Raw genomic sequence first — 16587 nt, 5'->3', positions numbered from 1 at the left:
ATGAAGATGCAAATTAAAGTATTTTTTATCCTACTTTTAGCAGGTCTTTTTCAAGCCCAAAATATCAGTTCCGAAGAAGAGTGGGTTGTTAGTGATATTAGAATCAGCGGTTTGCAGAGAGTTTCAGCAGGAAGTGTATTTAATGTTATGCCAATTGCTGTTGGTGATACCGTCAATGTATATGACCTCCAAACTACTGCAAAGACGATATTTAAGACAGGTCAATTTGATGATATCCAACTCGGCCGAGAAGCGAATACTTTAATAATAAGTTTAGTAGAAAGACCTTCAATAGCATCTATAGATCTTGATGGAAACAAGGCTTTGAAAACTGAAGACCTGCTGAAAGGATTAGATGACGCAGGACTTTCAGAAGGCCAAGTTTTTAAACGGTCGATTGTGAATAGTTTGGCATTAGAAATTCAAAGGCAATATGTTTCTCAAGGTCGTTACGGTGCGAAGGTTGAAGTTACAAGTGAGGATGAGCCTAGAAATAGGGTATCTTTGAATATTGAAATAGATGAGGGAGAGGTAGCTGAGATAAAAACTATAAATGTAATAGGTAATCTATCATTCTCTGATGAAGAGATTTTACAAGATTTTGAGCTAACCACAGGTGGATGGTTCTCTTTTTTTACAAATGATAATAGATATTCAAGAGAGAAATTAAAGGGTGACATCGAATCTCTAGAGTCATTTTACAAAAATAGAGGCTATGTTGAATTTCGTTTAGAAAGTTCTCAAGTGAGCGTTTCGCCCGATAAATCTGGCGTTTTTATTACACTCAATATTTCCGAAGGAACAACTTATGATGTTAATGAAATCAAGATAGTTGGAGACCTACCTATTGAAGAAGAAGTTCTTAAATCGCTAATATTGATTAGAAAAGGAGAGCGTTTTAATCAGTTTTTAGTTACAGAAACAGAAGAGATTTTTAAAAATATACTAGGTAATGAAGGGTATAGTTTCGCTGAAGTACGAGGTGTCCCTGATGTAAACGAAGATTCAGGAAATGTAGACCTAACATTCTATGTAGATTCTCAACAAAGAACATACGTTAGACGCATTATTTTTAAAGGAAATAAGAGGACACATGACGTAGTGCTTAGAAGAGAAATGAGGCAAATGGAAGGCGCCTGGGCATCCAATAATCTCATAGAAAATTCGAAGTTAAGACTCGAGAGATTAGGATTCTTCAAAGAGGTTGAATCAGAGACTATACCTGTTCCTGGAGTTAACGATCAGATCGATGTTGAGTTTACAGTTGAAGAAGAGTTTTCAGGATCAATTGGAGGCAGTTTAGGATATGGAGCCTATGGCTTAGTTCTAGGTCTCAATTACAATGAAAATAATGCTTTTGGAACAGGGCGAGCAGTTGGCATAGGTATTAATGATAGCACCTGGCAACGCAGCTACTCTTTTAGCTATGGAGAGCCATATTTTAATATAGATGGAGTGAGCAGAGGTTATAGTGCTTATTTTAGAGAGTCTGACTATGGTCAATTTAATATTGCAAGTTATACGTCTGATTCTTTTGGAGCAGGCATACAGTTTGGTCTGCCAATAAGCGATATTGAGAGAATAGGACTCAACTTAAATTACGATAATACAAGTATTGATACTGGTTCTACTCCTGCATCGCAGATTCTAGCTTTCACCCAATCTGAAGGTACTAAATTTGAAGTATTTAAGACCCAATTCATCTGGTCAAGAGTTACCTTGAATAGGGGGCTATTCCCTACTGCAGGCCAATCACAATCTTTCGCCCTCCAAGTTGCTGTTCCAGGTAGTTCTTTGACATACTCTAAACTCACCTATAGACATAAATATTTCCGACCAATTTTTGATGGAAGATTCGTACTAGGATTTAGAGGTGAGCTTGGAGTACTAGAGGCTTATGGAGATACAGAAGTAGCTCCTTTCTTTGAGCATTATTATTCTGGTGGGATTAGTTCGGTAAGGGGCTTTAAGCAAAATACTCTTGGTCCAAGAGCTATACCCTCACAGTTTTATTTAGATAATGAAGGTAATCCTATAATTGGCCAAGATGGTAATCCGGTTGCAAATCCTTATTCATATTACAGAGATGATAGGTCAATAGGAGGAGCTTACTTAGTAGAAGGTGGCTTCGATTTTATATTTAAGCTACCTTTCATTGAGGACCAAAGATCAATGCGTAGCTCTTTCTTTGTGGATGTCGGAAATGTATTTTCTAAGGACTGTGGATTCGATCAATCAAACGTAAATTGCAGCGAACTCGACTTAGGGGAGTTGAGGTATTCTTATGGAGTTGGAGTGACTTGGATAACTCAGTTGGGCCCAATGTCTCTTGCTATTGCAGCTCCTTCTAATGAAGGCCCTTTAGATGAAACAGAAAATTTTCAATTTGAAATAGGGACACAATTTTAAATTCTCTTAATGCTACTAAATTAGCTTACAAAACTGTAGAATTCGACGACAGGTTACTTAATGGGAAAAACTATGAAATTTTTTAAAACTTTATTTGCCGTGCTTACGGCATCCTTTTTTACTTTTACTCTTCAGTCGGCAGATTTAAATATAGCCACTCTGGATCCTCAAGCAGCTTTATTTAGCACTAATGTTGCAAAAAAAGAGCTTGAAGAATTAGAAAATTCAGACGAATGGAAAGAAGTTGTTGAAGAACTTCAAGCGAAAGCAACTGAGGCTAGAGAGATACAAGAAAGAACTCAAAAAGATGGTCCAACAATGTCTGATGAAGAAAAACAAGAAGCAGCACAGAAATTTCAGTCTCTCCAGCAGGATATTAATTTTTTAAGAGAAAAAACTAATCAATTCAGGAATCAAACTCTTCAATTGCTTTCGCAAGAACAGGCAGAGAAATTTCAAGTCATCGTCACTGAATTAATTAGAGCAAAAGGAATAACACTCTTAATAAATAGTGGAGCACAACAGCAAATACTTCTTCACGCAGATCAAAGCTACGATATTACTCAAGAAGTAATCGATGCTATGAATGAAAAAGAAGATTAATTTTTCGTGTCTTCCCTAAAAAGCTTTAAGTTATCTCAACTTGCTGAAATCCTTGGAGCAGAACTCGAAGGTGATGCCTCTAAAGAAATAATTGGAATAAATACTCTTGAAAATTCTTCAGACCAAGAAGTTTCCTTTATTGCTAGAGAGTCATATTTAACAAAATTATCTACTACTAAGGCTGGTGCAGTTATTTGCAATACAGATTACTCGGAATTATTTACTGGTAACAAATTGATATGTGAAAATCCTTATTTAACTTACGCTAGATGTACTGAACTCTTCAAAAAAAAACCTACTATCAGAACCGGAATTTCTAGCTTAGCAGCCATTGAAGATACGGCAATAATTTCTGATACTGCATCAATAGGAAATTTTGTAACAGTATCAGAAAATGCTGTGATAGAAGACGAGGTTGTATTAATGCCTGGAGTTTTCATTGGCGCAGGCAGTAGAATTGGGAAGAGCTCAATTATATATGCAAACGTATCAATATATGATTCCGTAAATATTGGCGAAGAATGTATTCTACATTCTGGAGTAGTAGTTGGCTCAGATGGTTTAGGCTTTGCCAAAGATAACGGCTCGTGGATAAAGATTGAACACTTAGGAGAAGTAATAATTGGAGCTAACGTTGAAATTGGTTCAAACAGTACAATTGACAGAGGATCAATCGGCAATACTGTGATTGGAGATAATGTGAAAATAGATAATCAAGTTCATGTAGCACATAATGTAGTGATTGGTTCCGGTACTGCTATTGCAGGTAATAGTGCAATCGCAGGGAGCACAAAAATTGGAAAGAATTGTACTCTTGCAGGGTGTTCTGCCATTGTTGATAACATCGAGATTTCAGATGAGGTGCACGTTACAGCAATGTCACTGATAACAAAATCAATAAAAGAGAGCGGTTATTATTCGTCAGGCACACCATTTATGAAAAACTCTGACTGGAAAAAAAATGCAGTTGCCTTTAAAAGACTGCATGGATTAATCAAAAAGTAAAATTATGGAAGTAGAAATAAATATAGAAGAGATTCAAGAGTTTTTGCCTCACAGATATCCCATGCTTCTCGTGGATAGAGTTACGGATATGGTTCTAGGTGAATCTGTTACAGCTTATAAAAATATTACTACTAATGAGCCTTTTTTTATGGGACATTTTCCTGGAAAACAGGTCATGCCAGGTGTTTTGATTGTTGAAGCCATGGCCCAAGCTTCGGGCATCCTAGGTTTTAAAACAATGGATAAAAGGCCTGAAGATGGGTCAATATACTACTTTGTAGGAGCTGATGATCTAAGATTTAAAAGACCTGCAATTCCTGGCGATAAACTCATTTTGAATTCAAAGGTAATAACCAATAAGAAAGGGATTTGGAAGTTTGACTGTTCAGCAACCGTAGACAGTGAGCTTGTAGCAAAGGCTACGATACTTTGCGCTGATAGGCCAAAATAATTATGATCCACTCCTCTTCAATAGTTGACGATTCTGCCAAAATTGATGATTCAGTAGAAATTGGTCCTTTTTGTCTTATCGGACCGGAAGTAGAAATAGAGGAAGGCACAAAAATAGAGTCTCATGTTATTTTGAAAGGACCTGCGAAGATAGGGAAAAGAAATCACATATTCCAGTTTTCTACTTTAGGTGATGGAAGTCCGGACAAGAAATATAACAATGAGCCTACTACCCTAGTTATTGGAGATGACAATATCATAAGGGAGGGTGTAACAATTCACAGAGGTACTATTCAGGATCGTGGTGAAACTCTTATCGGCGATGGAAATCTTATTATGGCTTATTCTCATATTGCGCATGATTGTGTATTAGGAAATGATATTGTTTTAACTAATCAGGCTGCACTAGCTGGTTCTGTTCATGTTGGAGATGGCGCAATACTTGGAGGTTATGCCATTGTTCATCAATTTTGCTCTATTGGCAGTTACAGTTTTTGTGCAATGGGCAGCGCGGTAAATAAAGATATACCTGCATATGTGAAAGTCAGAGGTAATCCGGCTAAACCTTTTGGAGTAAACGTAACAGGCATAAAAAGAATCGGATATTCTAAGGAAACTATAGAAGCATTAAGAGCTGCTTATAGATCAATTTATAGAAAGAAGCTTACGGTCGATGAGGCTATGAAGGATCTTGATTCTTTAAGAAAGGATTTTATTGAAGTAGATATATTCTTAAGTTCAATTGAAGGCTCTAAGAGAGGTATATCTCGTTGATAGGGAATACCCTTGAAAATAATCCTTTAAAGATCGCAATAGTGGCAGGTGAAAGGTCAGGTGATGAATTAGGCGCACCCTTGATGAAATCCTTGAAATCAATCAATCCTTCAATTGAGTTTATAGGTGTCGGAGGTTCGAAGATGACTTCTGAGGGGCTTGAATCTTACTTTGATATGAGTGAGATATCAGTAATGGGTATTATTGAACCTTTATTAAATTTAAGAAAATTATTAAAACTTAGAAAGGGTTTAAAAAAATATTTACACCATCATAAGCCCGATATTTTTATAGGAATTGACTCACCTGACTTCAATCTTCCCATTGCAAATTTTTTGAAAAAGAATCTTCAAATCAAGACAATACAATACGTAAGTCCTTCTGTTTGGGCATGGCGTAAAGGCCGCATAAAATCTATGGAGAGATCAATAGATTCTGTTTTAACCCTTTTTCCTTTTGAAGAGACTGCTTATTCCAATTCGAAGATCAAGACATGTTATGTAGGACACCCTTTGTCTTACAAAATTGATATTAACAATATGGAAATAGAATCCAAAGTTCAAAATAGTATTGCGTTATTACCAGGAAGCAGGAAGTCAGAGATATTACTAATGGGTGATTTGATGATTAAGTCGGCAAAGAAACTGAAGCTAATGAATCCAAACTACCAATTTTTTATGCCATTATCAGATTCATCTCATCTGGACCTTTTTAAGGAAGATACGGAAGATTTCATTCATATTTCATATGAGAATTCTCAAGATGTTTTAAAGAAAGCTTCTATGGCAATTATTACATCTGGAACAGCAACCTTGGAGGCTGCCTTATCATTCACTCCTTGTATAGCTGTATATAAGACTAATTGGTTGTCTTATTTATTAATTAAACCATTACTTCATATTGACTCTTTTTCATTACCAAATTTAATTTTAGGTAAGAAAATTTTACCTGAGCTATTGCAGTCTGAAGCAACTATAGAAAAGATAATCTCTTCAGTAAATCTATTAGAGGCTAGAGGCTTTGAATTCTATAGAAAAGAGTTTAATTTTATAAAAGAAAAGCTAAAGGCTGGGGGAGCAGATAAGGCGTCTGTTGAGGTTTTAAAGTTATTAAATTGATTGAAGCTGGAGTTGATGAAGCAGGAAGGGGTCCTATAGCAGGTCCAGTTTTTGCTGCAGCAGTTATATTAGGCAAGAAACATTCAATATCTAATCTAAACGACTCAAAAAAGATTTCTGAAAAAAGAAGGGAACTGATAGCAGAAGATATAAAAGTTAATGCTATTTCATGGTCTATAGGAATGAGTACAGCCAAAGAGATCGATGATATTAATATTCTTAGAGCATCTTTGTTAGCTATGAGGAGAGCCATAGATGGTTTGGATGTGAGTCCCGAACTTATATCTGTAGATGGTCAGTTTTCACCTGAAACGGATCTGAAAGTAAGGACTATAATTAAAGGAGACCAGTCAAATGAGAATATTATGGCGGCTTCAATCCTTGCTAAGGTTTATAGAGATAATTATATGAAAGAATTAGATAAGTCCGTTCCAGAATATGGCTTTAAACAACACAAAGGTTATCCTACAAAGATGCACCTAGAAGCATTAGAATCACATGGTATAACTTTAGAACATAGGTTAAGTTTTAAACCCGTTAGAAATATTAATGAGTCAATTAGATAATTTAGATTTTGTTCATCTTCATGTCCATTCGGAATACTCTTTAGTGGATGGCATCATAAGAGTTGATGAATTACTAGATCGTTCTATTGGTCTTGGATATCACTCTGTTGCTTTAACAGATTTAACTAATCTCTTTGGATTAATTGAATTCTATAGATCTGCAAGAAGTAGGGGCATTAAACCTATTGTGGGTTCGGAGATAAATGTAGCAAAAGATAAAGACTCAATTTCAGCTCCTATTGTGCTCTTAGCTATGAATAAACAAGGCTATATAAATTTAACAAAGTTAGTTTCTAAAGCTTATGTGGAAGGTCAAGTAAAGGGTGATCCTATTGTTCTTTTTAATTGGCTTGAAGAATTTTCAGAAGGAATAATTGCTTTATCGGGAGGCATGGAGGGACATATTGGGAATTCAATTTTGGCAGGAAATAAGCAATTGTCGGAGTCTCGTATAGACTTCTTTAAAAAGATTTATAAAGATAATTTTTTTATTGAAGTTCAAAGAACAGGTAAGCCTAACGAAAAGGAATACAATGAAGCAGTATTGCAGTTTGCTTCAAAAATGGAGATTCCCGTTGTTGCAACCAATAATGTAAGGTTTTTAGAAGCGGTTGATCCTGATATTTCTCCTTCTGATTTTGAAGCTCATGAGGCGAGGGTTTGTATTCAAAGAGGGGATATTCTGGATGATCCAAGAAGACCTAAAAATTATACCGAAGAGCAATTCTTTAGAAGTAAAGAGGAGATGTTTGACTTATTTTCTGATATACCTGAAGCACTTATTAATACGGTAAAGATCGCGGAAAAATGTAACATCGACTTGGAGTTAGGAAAATTTTATCTCCCTGATTTTGAAGTTCCAAATAACTATTCTAGAGAAGAATTCTTAAGAAAAATTTCAAATGATGGTCTACTCAAAAGAATAAACGACCTTAAAGGGTCCGCCGATTCTTATGAACTGGATGAGCATACTTATAAAAAAAGACTAGAATACGAATTAGACATGATCTGTAAGCTAGATTTCGCAGGTTATTTTTTAATTGTAGCTGATTTTGTGAATTGGGCTCAAAAGAATGATATTCCTGTTGGTCCTGGCAGAGGTTCTGGAGCTGGATCTATAGTCGCTTATGCCTTAGGTATAACTGCAATTGATCCTATCAAATATGATCTTTTATTTGAGAGATTTCTTAATCCAGAACGAGTTAGTAATCCTGATTTCGATATAGATTTTTGCATTGAGGGTAGAGACAAAGTTCTAGAATATGTCACAAACAAATATGGTAAAGATTCAGTTGCACAGATAAGTACTAGAGGAACAATGGCAGCAAGGGCTGTGTTACGTGATGTAGTTCGAGTATTGGGCAAGCCTTACGGATTTGGCGATAGACTTGCAAAAGCAATACCAGATGTTTTAGGAATAAGTCTTGAAGAGGCATATAAGGATAAGCAATTCAAGGAGATTATCGATGAATCAGATGAATCAAAAGAAGTTTTTGATATGGCACTTAAGTTGGAAGGTTTATCAAGGAGTGTTGGAACTCATGCAGCTGGAGTAGTTATAGCGCCAACAGCTTTGACAGATTTTACACCTCTTTTTTTAGATTCTGATAAAGGAACAGTTGCATCACAATTTGATATGGGCGATGTTGAGTCTGCAGGCTTAGTTAAATTTGATTTTCTTGGTCTAAAAACTCTCACGATAATAGATCAATCTGTAAGACGAATTAATGCAAAGGCGAAAAGCGAGCGAGATCACATAAATATTGATAATTTATCGTTGAAAGATCCGGAAACTTTCGAACTACTACAAAGAGGGGAAACAACTGGTATATTTCAACTTGAATCAAGAGGTATGAGGGACTACTTAAAACAATTAGTCCCTAATGATTTTGAAGACATTGTAAGCATGAACGCTTTGTACCGTCCAGGAGCCTTGGGCATGAACATGGTAGATTCTTATATAAATAGAAAGCACGGTAGGGAAGAAGTTACCTATGGTCATGAATCAGTAAAAAAAATACTGAGTACTACATATGGAGTAATAGTTTATCAAGAACAGGTAATGCAGATAGCTCAGGAACTTTCAGGCTTCTCTCTTGGCCAAGCAGATATCTTGCGAAGGGCCATGGGGAAAAAGAAGAAAGAAGAAATGGAAAGTCTACGGTCCACATTTGTAGACGGAGCAGTTAAGAAAGATGTAAACGAGAGATATGCTGCAAATTTGTTTGACCAAATAGAGCAATTTGCAGGATACGGTTTCAATAGATCTCATTCCGTAGGTTATGCACTTATTGCCTATCAAACTGCATGGCTGAAAACTCATTTTCCTGCTGAATTTATGGCTTCAGTCTTATCATGTGATTTAGGAAATACAGATAATATTCAATTATTTGTAGATGATTGCAGAAACATAGGATTATCAATTGAGAAACCTGATATAAATAGAAGTTCATATAGATTTGAAGACTTAGACTCAAGAACAATCTTATATGGTTTGGGTGCAATCAAAGGTATAGGTGAATCTTTAGTAGAACAAATAATTTCTCAACGCAATATTGAACAATTCAAAGATATGCATGACTTCTGTATGAGAATTGGATCTAATAGAATTAATAGAAGAATTTTAACTACATTAATTGGGTCAGGTGCCATGGACTCTTTCGGAAAAAGAGAAGATCTTTTCAGAAGAATTGATTCTTATCTTAAGAATGCAGAACAGGCTTCTGAGAGGAATAAGAGTAATATTAAAGATCTTTTTGGGGAAGAAATTATTTCTCCTGCAGAGGATGTTGTTAACAATGACATAGAGTTTGATGAAGTATCATCTGAATGGAGTGCTTTAGGTTTTTATTTAGATTCTCACCCCTTAGAAAGTAAAAAGAAAGAGGTTAGGAATATGTGTGGTTTTTTTATTTCTGAACTTCAATCCGAAGAACACACGCAAAGAATTGCAGGATGTTTAATGCAGTTTAATGTGAGACAGGGCAAAAGAGGTAGATTTGCTTTCGCGACTTTAGATGATGGTTCCTCAAAAATAGAAGTCTCGATCTGGGCAGATGTGTTTGAAAAATATAGGAGCTTGCTAAAAAAAGGACAGGTTTTAGTTGTTGAAGGCATGATCGAGAAGGATGAATATTCTAACTTTGCAAAACACAAAATGATCGCTGATAAGATTTTAACTTTTGACCAAGCTCGTCATGAGTATGTAAAGAACATTAAAATCGATATTGAAAATAACGATATTAGCTCAGAAGAGGTGATTAATTCTTTAAAATTAATTGCAAATAGCAAAGAAGGTAATCAAGTTCTAATATCTTACAAGGGAGAGTCGGCAGTAGCAGATATTGTTCTGCCAAGTGATTTCTCAGTGAGACTTGATGATTCTTCAATAAAGGCCTTGGGGAAACGTTTTGGACCAGAAAATGTTAAGTTCGTTTATCATAGTCAATATCACATAAATTAATAATCCTAAATGCTAAAAAGTTATCTTGATTTTGAACAACCTATTGCTGATCTTGAACAACAAGTTATAGATCTAAAAGATTCTGATTTAGATGATGAGTCAATAAAGACTGAAGTTATAAGACTCAATGAGTCTATCTTGAAAACTACCGAAAAAATATACTCTAACTTAACTCCTTGGCAAAATGTTCAAGTTGCTAGACATCCCGAGAGGCCTCATTTCTTAGATTATATCGAAAGAATTTCTGATGAATTTGATGAACTTCATGGTGATAGGCATTTCTCAGACGACAGAGCAGTCATAGGTGGGATTGGGTCTATAGGTGAATATAAAGTAATGTTTATAGGGCATGAAAAGGGCAGGTCAACTGAAGAAAAGATTCTACATAATTTTGGAATGTCTCAACCGGAAGGTTACCGAAAGGCTTGTAGGTTAATGGAGTTAGCAGAGCGGTTCTCGCTTCCAATAGTTACTCTTGTCGATACACCTGGAGCCTATCCTGGCATTGATAGCGAAGAAAGAGGTCAAAGTGAGGCAATAGCTCACAACTTGAGGGTTATGTCTTCACTAAAAACTCCAATTATTGTTAATGTTGTAGGTGAGGGTGGATCTGGTGGAGCTCTTGCTTTAGGTGTAGGAGATCATATCTCTATGCTTGAGCATTCTACCTATTCAGTAGCATCGCCTGAAGCTTGCGCAAGCATTGTATGGAGAGATTCCACCAAAGCAGATCTCGCTGCAGAGGCTATGAAATTAAATGCGGAAAGTGTCTATGATTTGGGTTTGATAGATGAAGTTATTCCTGAACCTTTGGGTGGTGCACATAGAAGTTTTGACCAGGCATCATCAAATTTATCAAAGGTTTTAATTAAAAACTTAGATGACTTAACTAGCATGTCTATCGATTCACTTCTCGATAGGAGATACAAAAGGTTAATGAGCTATGGATATGTTTAATGGCAAATTTAACTTTAAATAATAAAACTCTCAATGATTTCAATAAATTAGGTATTGCTTTTTCAGGAGGTCTTGACTCGTCTGTCCTTCTTAAACTTATTTCAGAACAAGATATACAAAAAGACAGAATTACAGCCCTTCACGTTAATCATGGTATCAATAATGATTCAGATAAGTGGGAAGAATTCTGTGCTCAAATTGCTGCTGAATTGGGTGTTGATTTTAAATCCTGGAAACTCAAAGATTTAGATAAAATCTCAGAAGACATCTTACGAAATAAACGTCACGAAGTATTTAAAAGCTGGGCAGATCACAATGATTTAATTATTACGGGTCATCATTTAGATGATCATATTGAGACAGTTTTATTCAGACTTTTTAGGGGAACGGGCATTAAAGGTCTAGAAGGAATTAAAGAAATTTCTAAAGTCCGGGAGATGAACTTCTATAGACCCTTCTTGGAAAATAAAAAAAAGGAGATACTCAAATACGCCCAAGAACATAATCTTAGCTGGGTTGAAGACGACTCTAACAGAGAATCTAAATTTTCTAGAAATATGATTAGAAATGAATTGATGCCAAAAATTATATCTCGATGGCCTTCTATCGGTAAATCAATAGGTAAGCTTTCAGCAGAGGCCAAATGGAATCAGAAGATACTTACAGAAGTCGCTAGAGAGGATTTAGATAGTATTGATGCAAGTAAAGATAAGATAAATATGAAAAGATTAAAATCTTTATCTAAAGAGAGGCAGAAAAATGCAATAGTTTTTTGGCTAAGTAACGAAAATGATTTTTATGTTTCTTCAAAATTAATTTTTCAGATCTTATCATCTATCTCAGAGCCATCTCCAGAATCGAGCAGTTTTATTATTCATTCAGACTCACTTAACACTGAAATAAGAATTATTGTGTCTTCAAAGGAGATAAGAATATTAGTTCAAGGTTCAGTAAGACCTTTACCAGAAAACTTAAGAGTCAATTGGGATTTAAAAAAATCCATAAAAATTCCTTCTGGAGAACTTTCAACTCAAGAATCCTATGGAAAAGGATTGGATAAAAAATATCTCAAAGATGATGTAATTATAAAGGCTAGAGTTGGAGGAGAGAGATGTAAGCCTTTTGGAAGAGACAAGAGTCAAAAAATAAAGAATCTATTTCAAGAATTTGAGATACCAGATTGGAAAAGGAATTCTATCCCACTAATCTACATAAACGGTCAGATAGCTGCAGTGGGAGATTTATGGGTTTGTGATGAATTTCATACTAATTTAGATGAGAGTGGTATTTCTATAGTGTGGAATGATAGTGTAAACAAATAGGGAGTAATTATGAATTTAGAGACAGTAATTTATGAAAAAAGAGGAACTGTTGCTTTGATCAAGTTTAATCGGCCTGAAGTAAGGAATGCATTTAATGCTAAGATGACCGAGGATATTCTTGAAGCATTGATAGAGGCTAAATTGGATAGTGAGATCCGAGTTATAGTCTTGACTGGTGAAGGACTAAGCTTTTCAGCGGGTGCAGATCTTTCTGCAAGAGATAATAAGTGGTCAGATACAGAAGCTGCTTTAGTTGATGGGTACTTACCAAGTCTGCATGAAATAATGACATTACCTAAACCTGTCATATCTGCGGTAAACGGTGCTGCAGCAGGCATAGGAAGTGCTTACGCAATGGCTTGTGATTTAACTATCATGTCAGAAGAAGCATATATCCTTCAGGCTTTCAGTAATATTGGTCTAATTCCTGATGGGGGAGCGAATTGGTTTTTAACCAATACAGTTGGTTATAAACTTGCATATCAAATTGCAATAGAGGGAGAAAGAATAGAATCTAGTAGATGTTTAGAATTAGGGTTAATAAATAAAGTAGTTCCTGGTGAAGCTTTGCTACACGAGGCACTGTCATGGGCAGATAAATTGAGTCTCCGGTCTTCTCAATCTTTAAAACTTACAAAACAGATAATGAGAAAGGCTTTAGATAGTACTTATAGCGATATTTATGATCTAGAGGCTAAAACCCAAAATACACTTACAGGTTCAGAAGATAATATTGAGGGAGTCACAGCTTTCATGGAAAAGAGACAACCTAACTTTAAATAAAATTTATTTGTTCTGACTTTCAAGTTCCATTCTAAGCTCTTTGTGTTTCTGTTTGGTAAGAGGGTAATACCAAGTGAGAAATAAAGCAGGCAGAAAAAATACGGCACAACCCAGGCAATAATAAATTCTTAAAGCTAGCATCGCATCGTCTGAATTTATTATTCCAGGTACAAATCCAGAGAAGTCTACTAATATAGCCGCAGCCCAAACGGCTATCATTGCTGATACTTTAGCTATCATTCCATTCAATGCAAAGAATGTTCCAGCACGTCTCCCGCCAGTTTTTAAAGAATCTAGGTCAACAACATCTGCCAACATAGAGGCGGGGAGGAATTGAAGGCCACCAAAACAGAATCCTTTGAGAAGAAAAAGTATATGAAACTGAGAGAAATCGCCTCTTTCAAGAAAAAAACATAAGAAACTTACTGTTCCGGTGCCTACAAGAGTTATACAAAAAGCCTTATGCTTACCTAAAGTTTTACCAAGCCAAAGCCAGAAAGGAATTCCTATTAATCCCGCAATAAAGTACCTTGCATAAGAAGCACCAACAGTCTCAATTCCAATCACATCTCTTACAAACCAGAGAGATAAAGTATTTCTAAATGACTCTCCTGCAATCACTAAGAAAATGATTAATAAAATTCTTACTAGTAAAGGATTTTCGGCAGCATATTTTAGTCCTTCAAATAAAGGAATCTTTTTTTCAATCTTAGGCATTGGGTCTGGCACTTTCCAAATTGCCCACGCTGCAAAGATGGGCAGCAACATAACAATACCAATCCCCATGCTCGCCAAAATATCTGACATTTTTCCCGAAGTAGAAAAATCTTGAAAAATGAAAATTGCTGCAAGCATCCTCTTTACTGATTCCAGGAATCCTATTCCCTGTCCTGAGACTTCAATAGCAAGAGGTATAAGGGCAGAAATCAACAAACCAATTAAAGTCCATCCCTCTCTACCGCTGACGACTCTTGATCTTTGATGATAGTCAGTTGATATTTCAGCACCCCATGCACCATAAGGAATATTAATTATGGTTGAACCTAAATACATAAGCATCATCCAAATCACAAAGTAGGCTATTGAGACTTCTGAACCAGGGATGAATAACTTATAGATAGCCAACATCATCAAAGGTACGCCTAATATAATCCAAGGCTTTCTTCTTCCAATTGAAGTCCTAGTAGAATCACCTAACTGCCCAAGAATTGGATCAGTAATCACATCTGTGAACCTTGCAATTAAAAGGAGATTGGCAATGATATAAAGTGGGATGCCTACAACCTCAGAATAAAAGGGAATTAGCCAGATTGCTATTGGATAGCCAATCATTGCTAAAGGAGTTGCAAGTCCTCCATAAGCAAATATTGTATTTCGCTGAACTGTCTCAGTACGCATTAACTCCCCTAGAAATGATAAATTCTATAGTCATATTATAGTTTTGAGCTACTAAGACAATCTATTTAGGCCGCTGATTACAGAGAGTAAGCCAGCAATAACAGTATTTTGATGCATACCAACTCCCCATACAGATTTGTTTCCTAACACTAATTCAGAATATGCAACTGCTTTAGCATCTGAGCCGGAACTGATGGCATGTTGATGATAATCAGATATCTTAATTTCAAGATTGAAGCTATTTTTGATGGCATCTATCATCGCATCTATTGGACCATTTCCGCGTCCAATTATACTTACTATATCTGTGTTATGTTTTAGTCCTATCGTTATTTCATCAGATTGTGTGCCCTCTTTGTTGGAACTTGAATTTATATGATGCTCAATGAATTCGTAGTTTCCTGAGCTGTTAAGATAAGTTTCTTGGAAGTTATCCCAAATGTCTGAAGGAGAGATTTCCTTTCCAGATTCGTCTGCTATTTTTTGTATCACCTGACTAAATTCAATCTGCAACCTCCTCGGCATACTTAATCCATGATCTTTTTCAAGAAGATAAGCAACACCTCCTTTACCAGATTGACTATTTATTCTAATTACCGCCTCATAAGATCTTCCTACATCACTTGGATCAATTGGAAGATAGGGTACTTCCCAAAGCTCTTGATTAGAATTTCTTAATTCAGCAAGACCTTTCTTTATCGCGTCTTGGTGAGAACCGGAAAAGGCTGTAAAGACAAGATCGCCTGCATATGGATGCCTTGGATGGACTGGTAATTGATTGCAATATTCTACCTCTCTCATTATTGGATTTATATTAGAAAAATCTAGATGAGGATCAACACCTTGTGTAAGCATGTTTAAAGCCAAGGTAACTAAATCAACGTTACCAGTTCTTTCTCCATTTCCAAAAAGTGTCCCTTCTATCCTATCTGCACCAGCCATAACTCCTAGTTCAGTAGCTGCCACTGCAGTTCCTCTATCATTATGTGGATGAAGACTAACTATTACATTTTCTCTATCCTGCAGATTTCTACACATCCATTCTATTTGATCTGCATAAGTATTTGGAGAAGCCATCTCCACTGTGGCAGGTAGATTCATGATTGTCTTCTTTTGATCATTCGGTTGCCAAATTTCATTGACCGCATTACACACCTCAACCGCATAAGGGAGTTCTGTGCCAGTAAAGCTCTCTGGACTATATTCAAATGACCAATCAGTTTCATCATATAGTTCTGACTCTTCTTTTACCCATTTAGCACCATCAGTTGCAATTTTCTTTATCCCTGCCTCATCACTCTTAAAAACAACTTTACGCTGTAAAGTGGACGTAGAATTGTAGACATGAACAATAGCTTTTTTTGCTCCCTCTAGTGCCTCAAAAGTTTTTTTAATTAACTCAGGCCTGGCTTGAGTTAAAGCCTGGATAGTTACATCATTTGGTATAAGATTTTCCGTAATAATTTTTCTGACAAAATCGAAGTCTGTTTGGGACGCAGAGGGGAAACCCACTTCAATCTCTTTGAAACCAATTTCAATTAGGAGGCTAAACATCCTAAGCTTTCTTTCTTCACCCATGGGCTCTATAAGAGCTTGATTACCATCCCTTAAGTCTACACTGCACCATATAGGTGATTGAGTAATTGTATTTGAAGGCCAAGTTCTGTTGTCTATATCTATAGACTTGAATGGTCGATATTTAGAAGCTGAATCATTAATTATTTTAGTCATTTTTATCT

Annotated in this window: 13 protein-coding genes; 11 read left to right on the top strand and 2 right to left on the bottom strand. The window is 36.0% G+C overall.

The window, feature by feature from the left end; all coding sequences use genetic code 11:
* The 11 genes from bamA to M9C83_05975 all read left to right on the top strand — a co-directional run bounded on the left by bamA (position 1) and on the right by M9C83_05975 (position 13450).
* Positions 1-2409 carry an outer membrane protein assembly factor BamA gene (bamA, locus tag M9C83_06025; protein URQ66205.1) on the top strand — a complete coding sequence of 803 codons (2409 nt, stop codon included), beginning with the start codon at positions 1-3 and terminating at the stop codon, positions 2407-2409.
* 72 nt (positions 2410-2481) lie between these two features.
* Positions 2482-3012 (top strand): OmpH family outer membrane protein, encoded by a 531-nt coding sequence (locus tag M9C83_06020; GenBank protein URQ66204.1) that lies wholly within the window; start codon positions 2482-2484, stop codon positions 3010-3012.
* A 6-nt stretch (positions 3013-3018) separates the two neighbouring features.
* On the top strand, positions 3019-4017 hold the full coding sequence (gene lpxD, locus M9C83_06015; GenBank protein URQ66203.1) for a UDP-3-O-(3-hydroxymyristoyl)glucosamine N-acyltransferase: 999 nt from the start codon (positions 3019-3021) through the stop codon (positions 4015-4017).
* A gap of 4 nt (positions 4018-4021) precedes the next feature.
* Entirely contained in the window at positions 4022-4468 is a 447-nt protein-coding gene (gene fabZ / locus M9C83_06010) for a 3-hydroxyacyl-ACP dehydratase FabZ (GenBank protein URQ66202.1), read from the top strand.
* A gap of 2 nt (positions 4469-4470) precedes the next feature.
* Positions 4471-5241 (top strand): acyl-ACP--UDP-N-acetylglucosamine O-acyltransferase, encoded by a 771-nt coding sequence (gene lpxA, locus M9C83_06005; GenBank protein URQ66201.1) that lies wholly within the window; start codon positions 4471-4473, stop codon positions 5239-5241.
* Positions 5238-6359: a lipid-A-disaccharide synthase gene (gene lpxB, locus M9C83_06000; protein ID URQ66200.1), complete on the top strand. Its 1122-nt coding sequence runs from the start codon at positions 5238-5240 to the stop codon at positions 6357-6359. Before lpxA ends, lpxB begins: the two co-directional genes overlap by 4 nt.
* Positions 6356-6925, top strand: coding sequence for a ribonuclease HII (gene rnhB / locus M9C83_05995; GenBank protein ID URQ66199.1), 570 nt, complete (start codon positions 6356-6358; stop codon positions 6923-6925). The genes lpxB and rnhB overlap by 4 nt, the downstream gene beginning before the upstream one ends.
* On the top strand, positions 6909-10388 hold the full coding sequence (dnaE, locus tag M9C83_05990; GenBank protein URQ66198.1) for a DNA polymerase III subunit alpha: 3480 nt from the start codon (positions 6909-6911) through the stop codon (positions 10386-10388). Before rnhB ends, dnaE begins: the two co-directional genes overlap by 17 nt.
* Before the next feature lie 9 nt (positions 10389-10397).
* On the top strand, positions 10398-11345 hold the full coding sequence (locus M9C83_05985) for an acetyl-CoA carboxylase carboxyltransferase subunit alpha (GenBank protein URQ66197.1): 948 nt from the start codon (positions 10398-10400) through the stop codon (positions 11343-11345).
* Positions 11345-12667 carry a tRNA lysidine(34) synthetase TilS gene (gene tilS, locus M9C83_05980; GenBank protein ID URQ66196.1) on the top strand — a complete coding sequence of 441 codons (1323 nt, stop codon included), beginning with the start codon at positions 11345-11347 and terminating at the stop codon, positions 12665-12667. Before M9C83_05985 ends, tilS begins: the two co-directional genes overlap by 1 nt.
* Positions 12668-12676: 9 nt before the next feature.
* Positions 12677-13450: an enoyl-CoA hydratase/isomerase family protein gene (locus M9C83_05975; GenBank protein ID URQ66195.1), complete on the top strand. Its 774-nt coding sequence runs from the start codon at positions 12677-12679 to the stop codon at positions 13448-13450.
* Between the two features lie 3 nt (positions 13451-13453).
* Here the strand turns inward: M9C83_05975 and M9C83_05970 are convergent, their stop codons facing one another.
* A complete protein-coding gene (locus tag M9C83_05970; GenBank protein URQ66194.1) occupies positions 13454-14848 on the bottom strand; it encodes an MFS transporter in 1395 nt (464 codons plus the stop codon).
* Positions 14849-14899: 51 nt separating this feature from the next.
* Positions 14900-16570, bottom strand: coding sequence for a 2-isopropylmalate synthase (gene leuA, locus M9C83_05965; protein ID URQ67406.1), 1671 nt, complete (start codon positions 16568-16570; stop codon positions 14900-14902).
* Positions 16571-16587: the final 17 nt, after the last annotated feature.

The sequence above is a fragment of the SAR86 cluster bacterium genome (assembly GCA_023703575.1).
Taxonomy (GTDB): Bacteria; Pseudomonadota; Gammaproteobacteria; order Magnimaribacterales; family Magnimaribacteraceae; genus Magnimaribacter.
This window is presented reverse-complemented; position numbering and strand designations above follow the sequence as displayed.

Bases quoted from the DNA above. Each gene is read 5' to 3' on its own strand.
- fabZ (URQ66202.1), top strand. From the start codon at position 4,022: ATGGAAGTAGAAATAAATATAGAAGAGATTCAAGAGTTTTTGCCTCAC.
- lpxA (URQ66201.1), top strand. From the start codon at position 4,471: ATGATCCACTCCTCTTCAATAGTTGACGATTCTGCCAAAATTGATGAT.
- bamA (URQ66205.1), top strand. From the start codon at position 1: ATGAAGATGCAAATTAAAGTATTTTTTATCCTACTTTTAGCAGGTCTT.
- tilS (URQ66196.1), top strand. From the start codon at position 11,345: ATGGCAAATTTAACTTTAAATAATAAAACTCTCAATGATTTCAATAAA.
- dnaE (URQ66198.1), top strand. From the start codon at position 6,909: ATGAGTCAATTAGATAATTTAGATTTTGTTCATCTTCATGTCCATTCG.
- M9C83_05975 (URQ66195.1), top strand. From the start codon at position 12,677: ATGAATTTAGAGACAGTAATTTATGAAAAAAGAGGAACTGTTGCTTTG.
- M9C83_05970 (URQ66194.1), bottom strand. From the start codon at position 14,848: ATGCGTACTGAGACAGTTCAGCGAAATACAATATTTGCTTATGGAGGA.
- M9C83_05985 (URQ66197.1), top strand. From the start codon at position 10,398: ATGCTAAAAAGTTATCTTGATTTTGAACAACCTATTGCTGATCTTGAA.
- M9C83_06020 (URQ66204.1), top strand. From the start codon at position 2,482: ATGAAATTTTTTAAAACTTTATTTGCCGTGCTTACGGCATCCTTTTTT.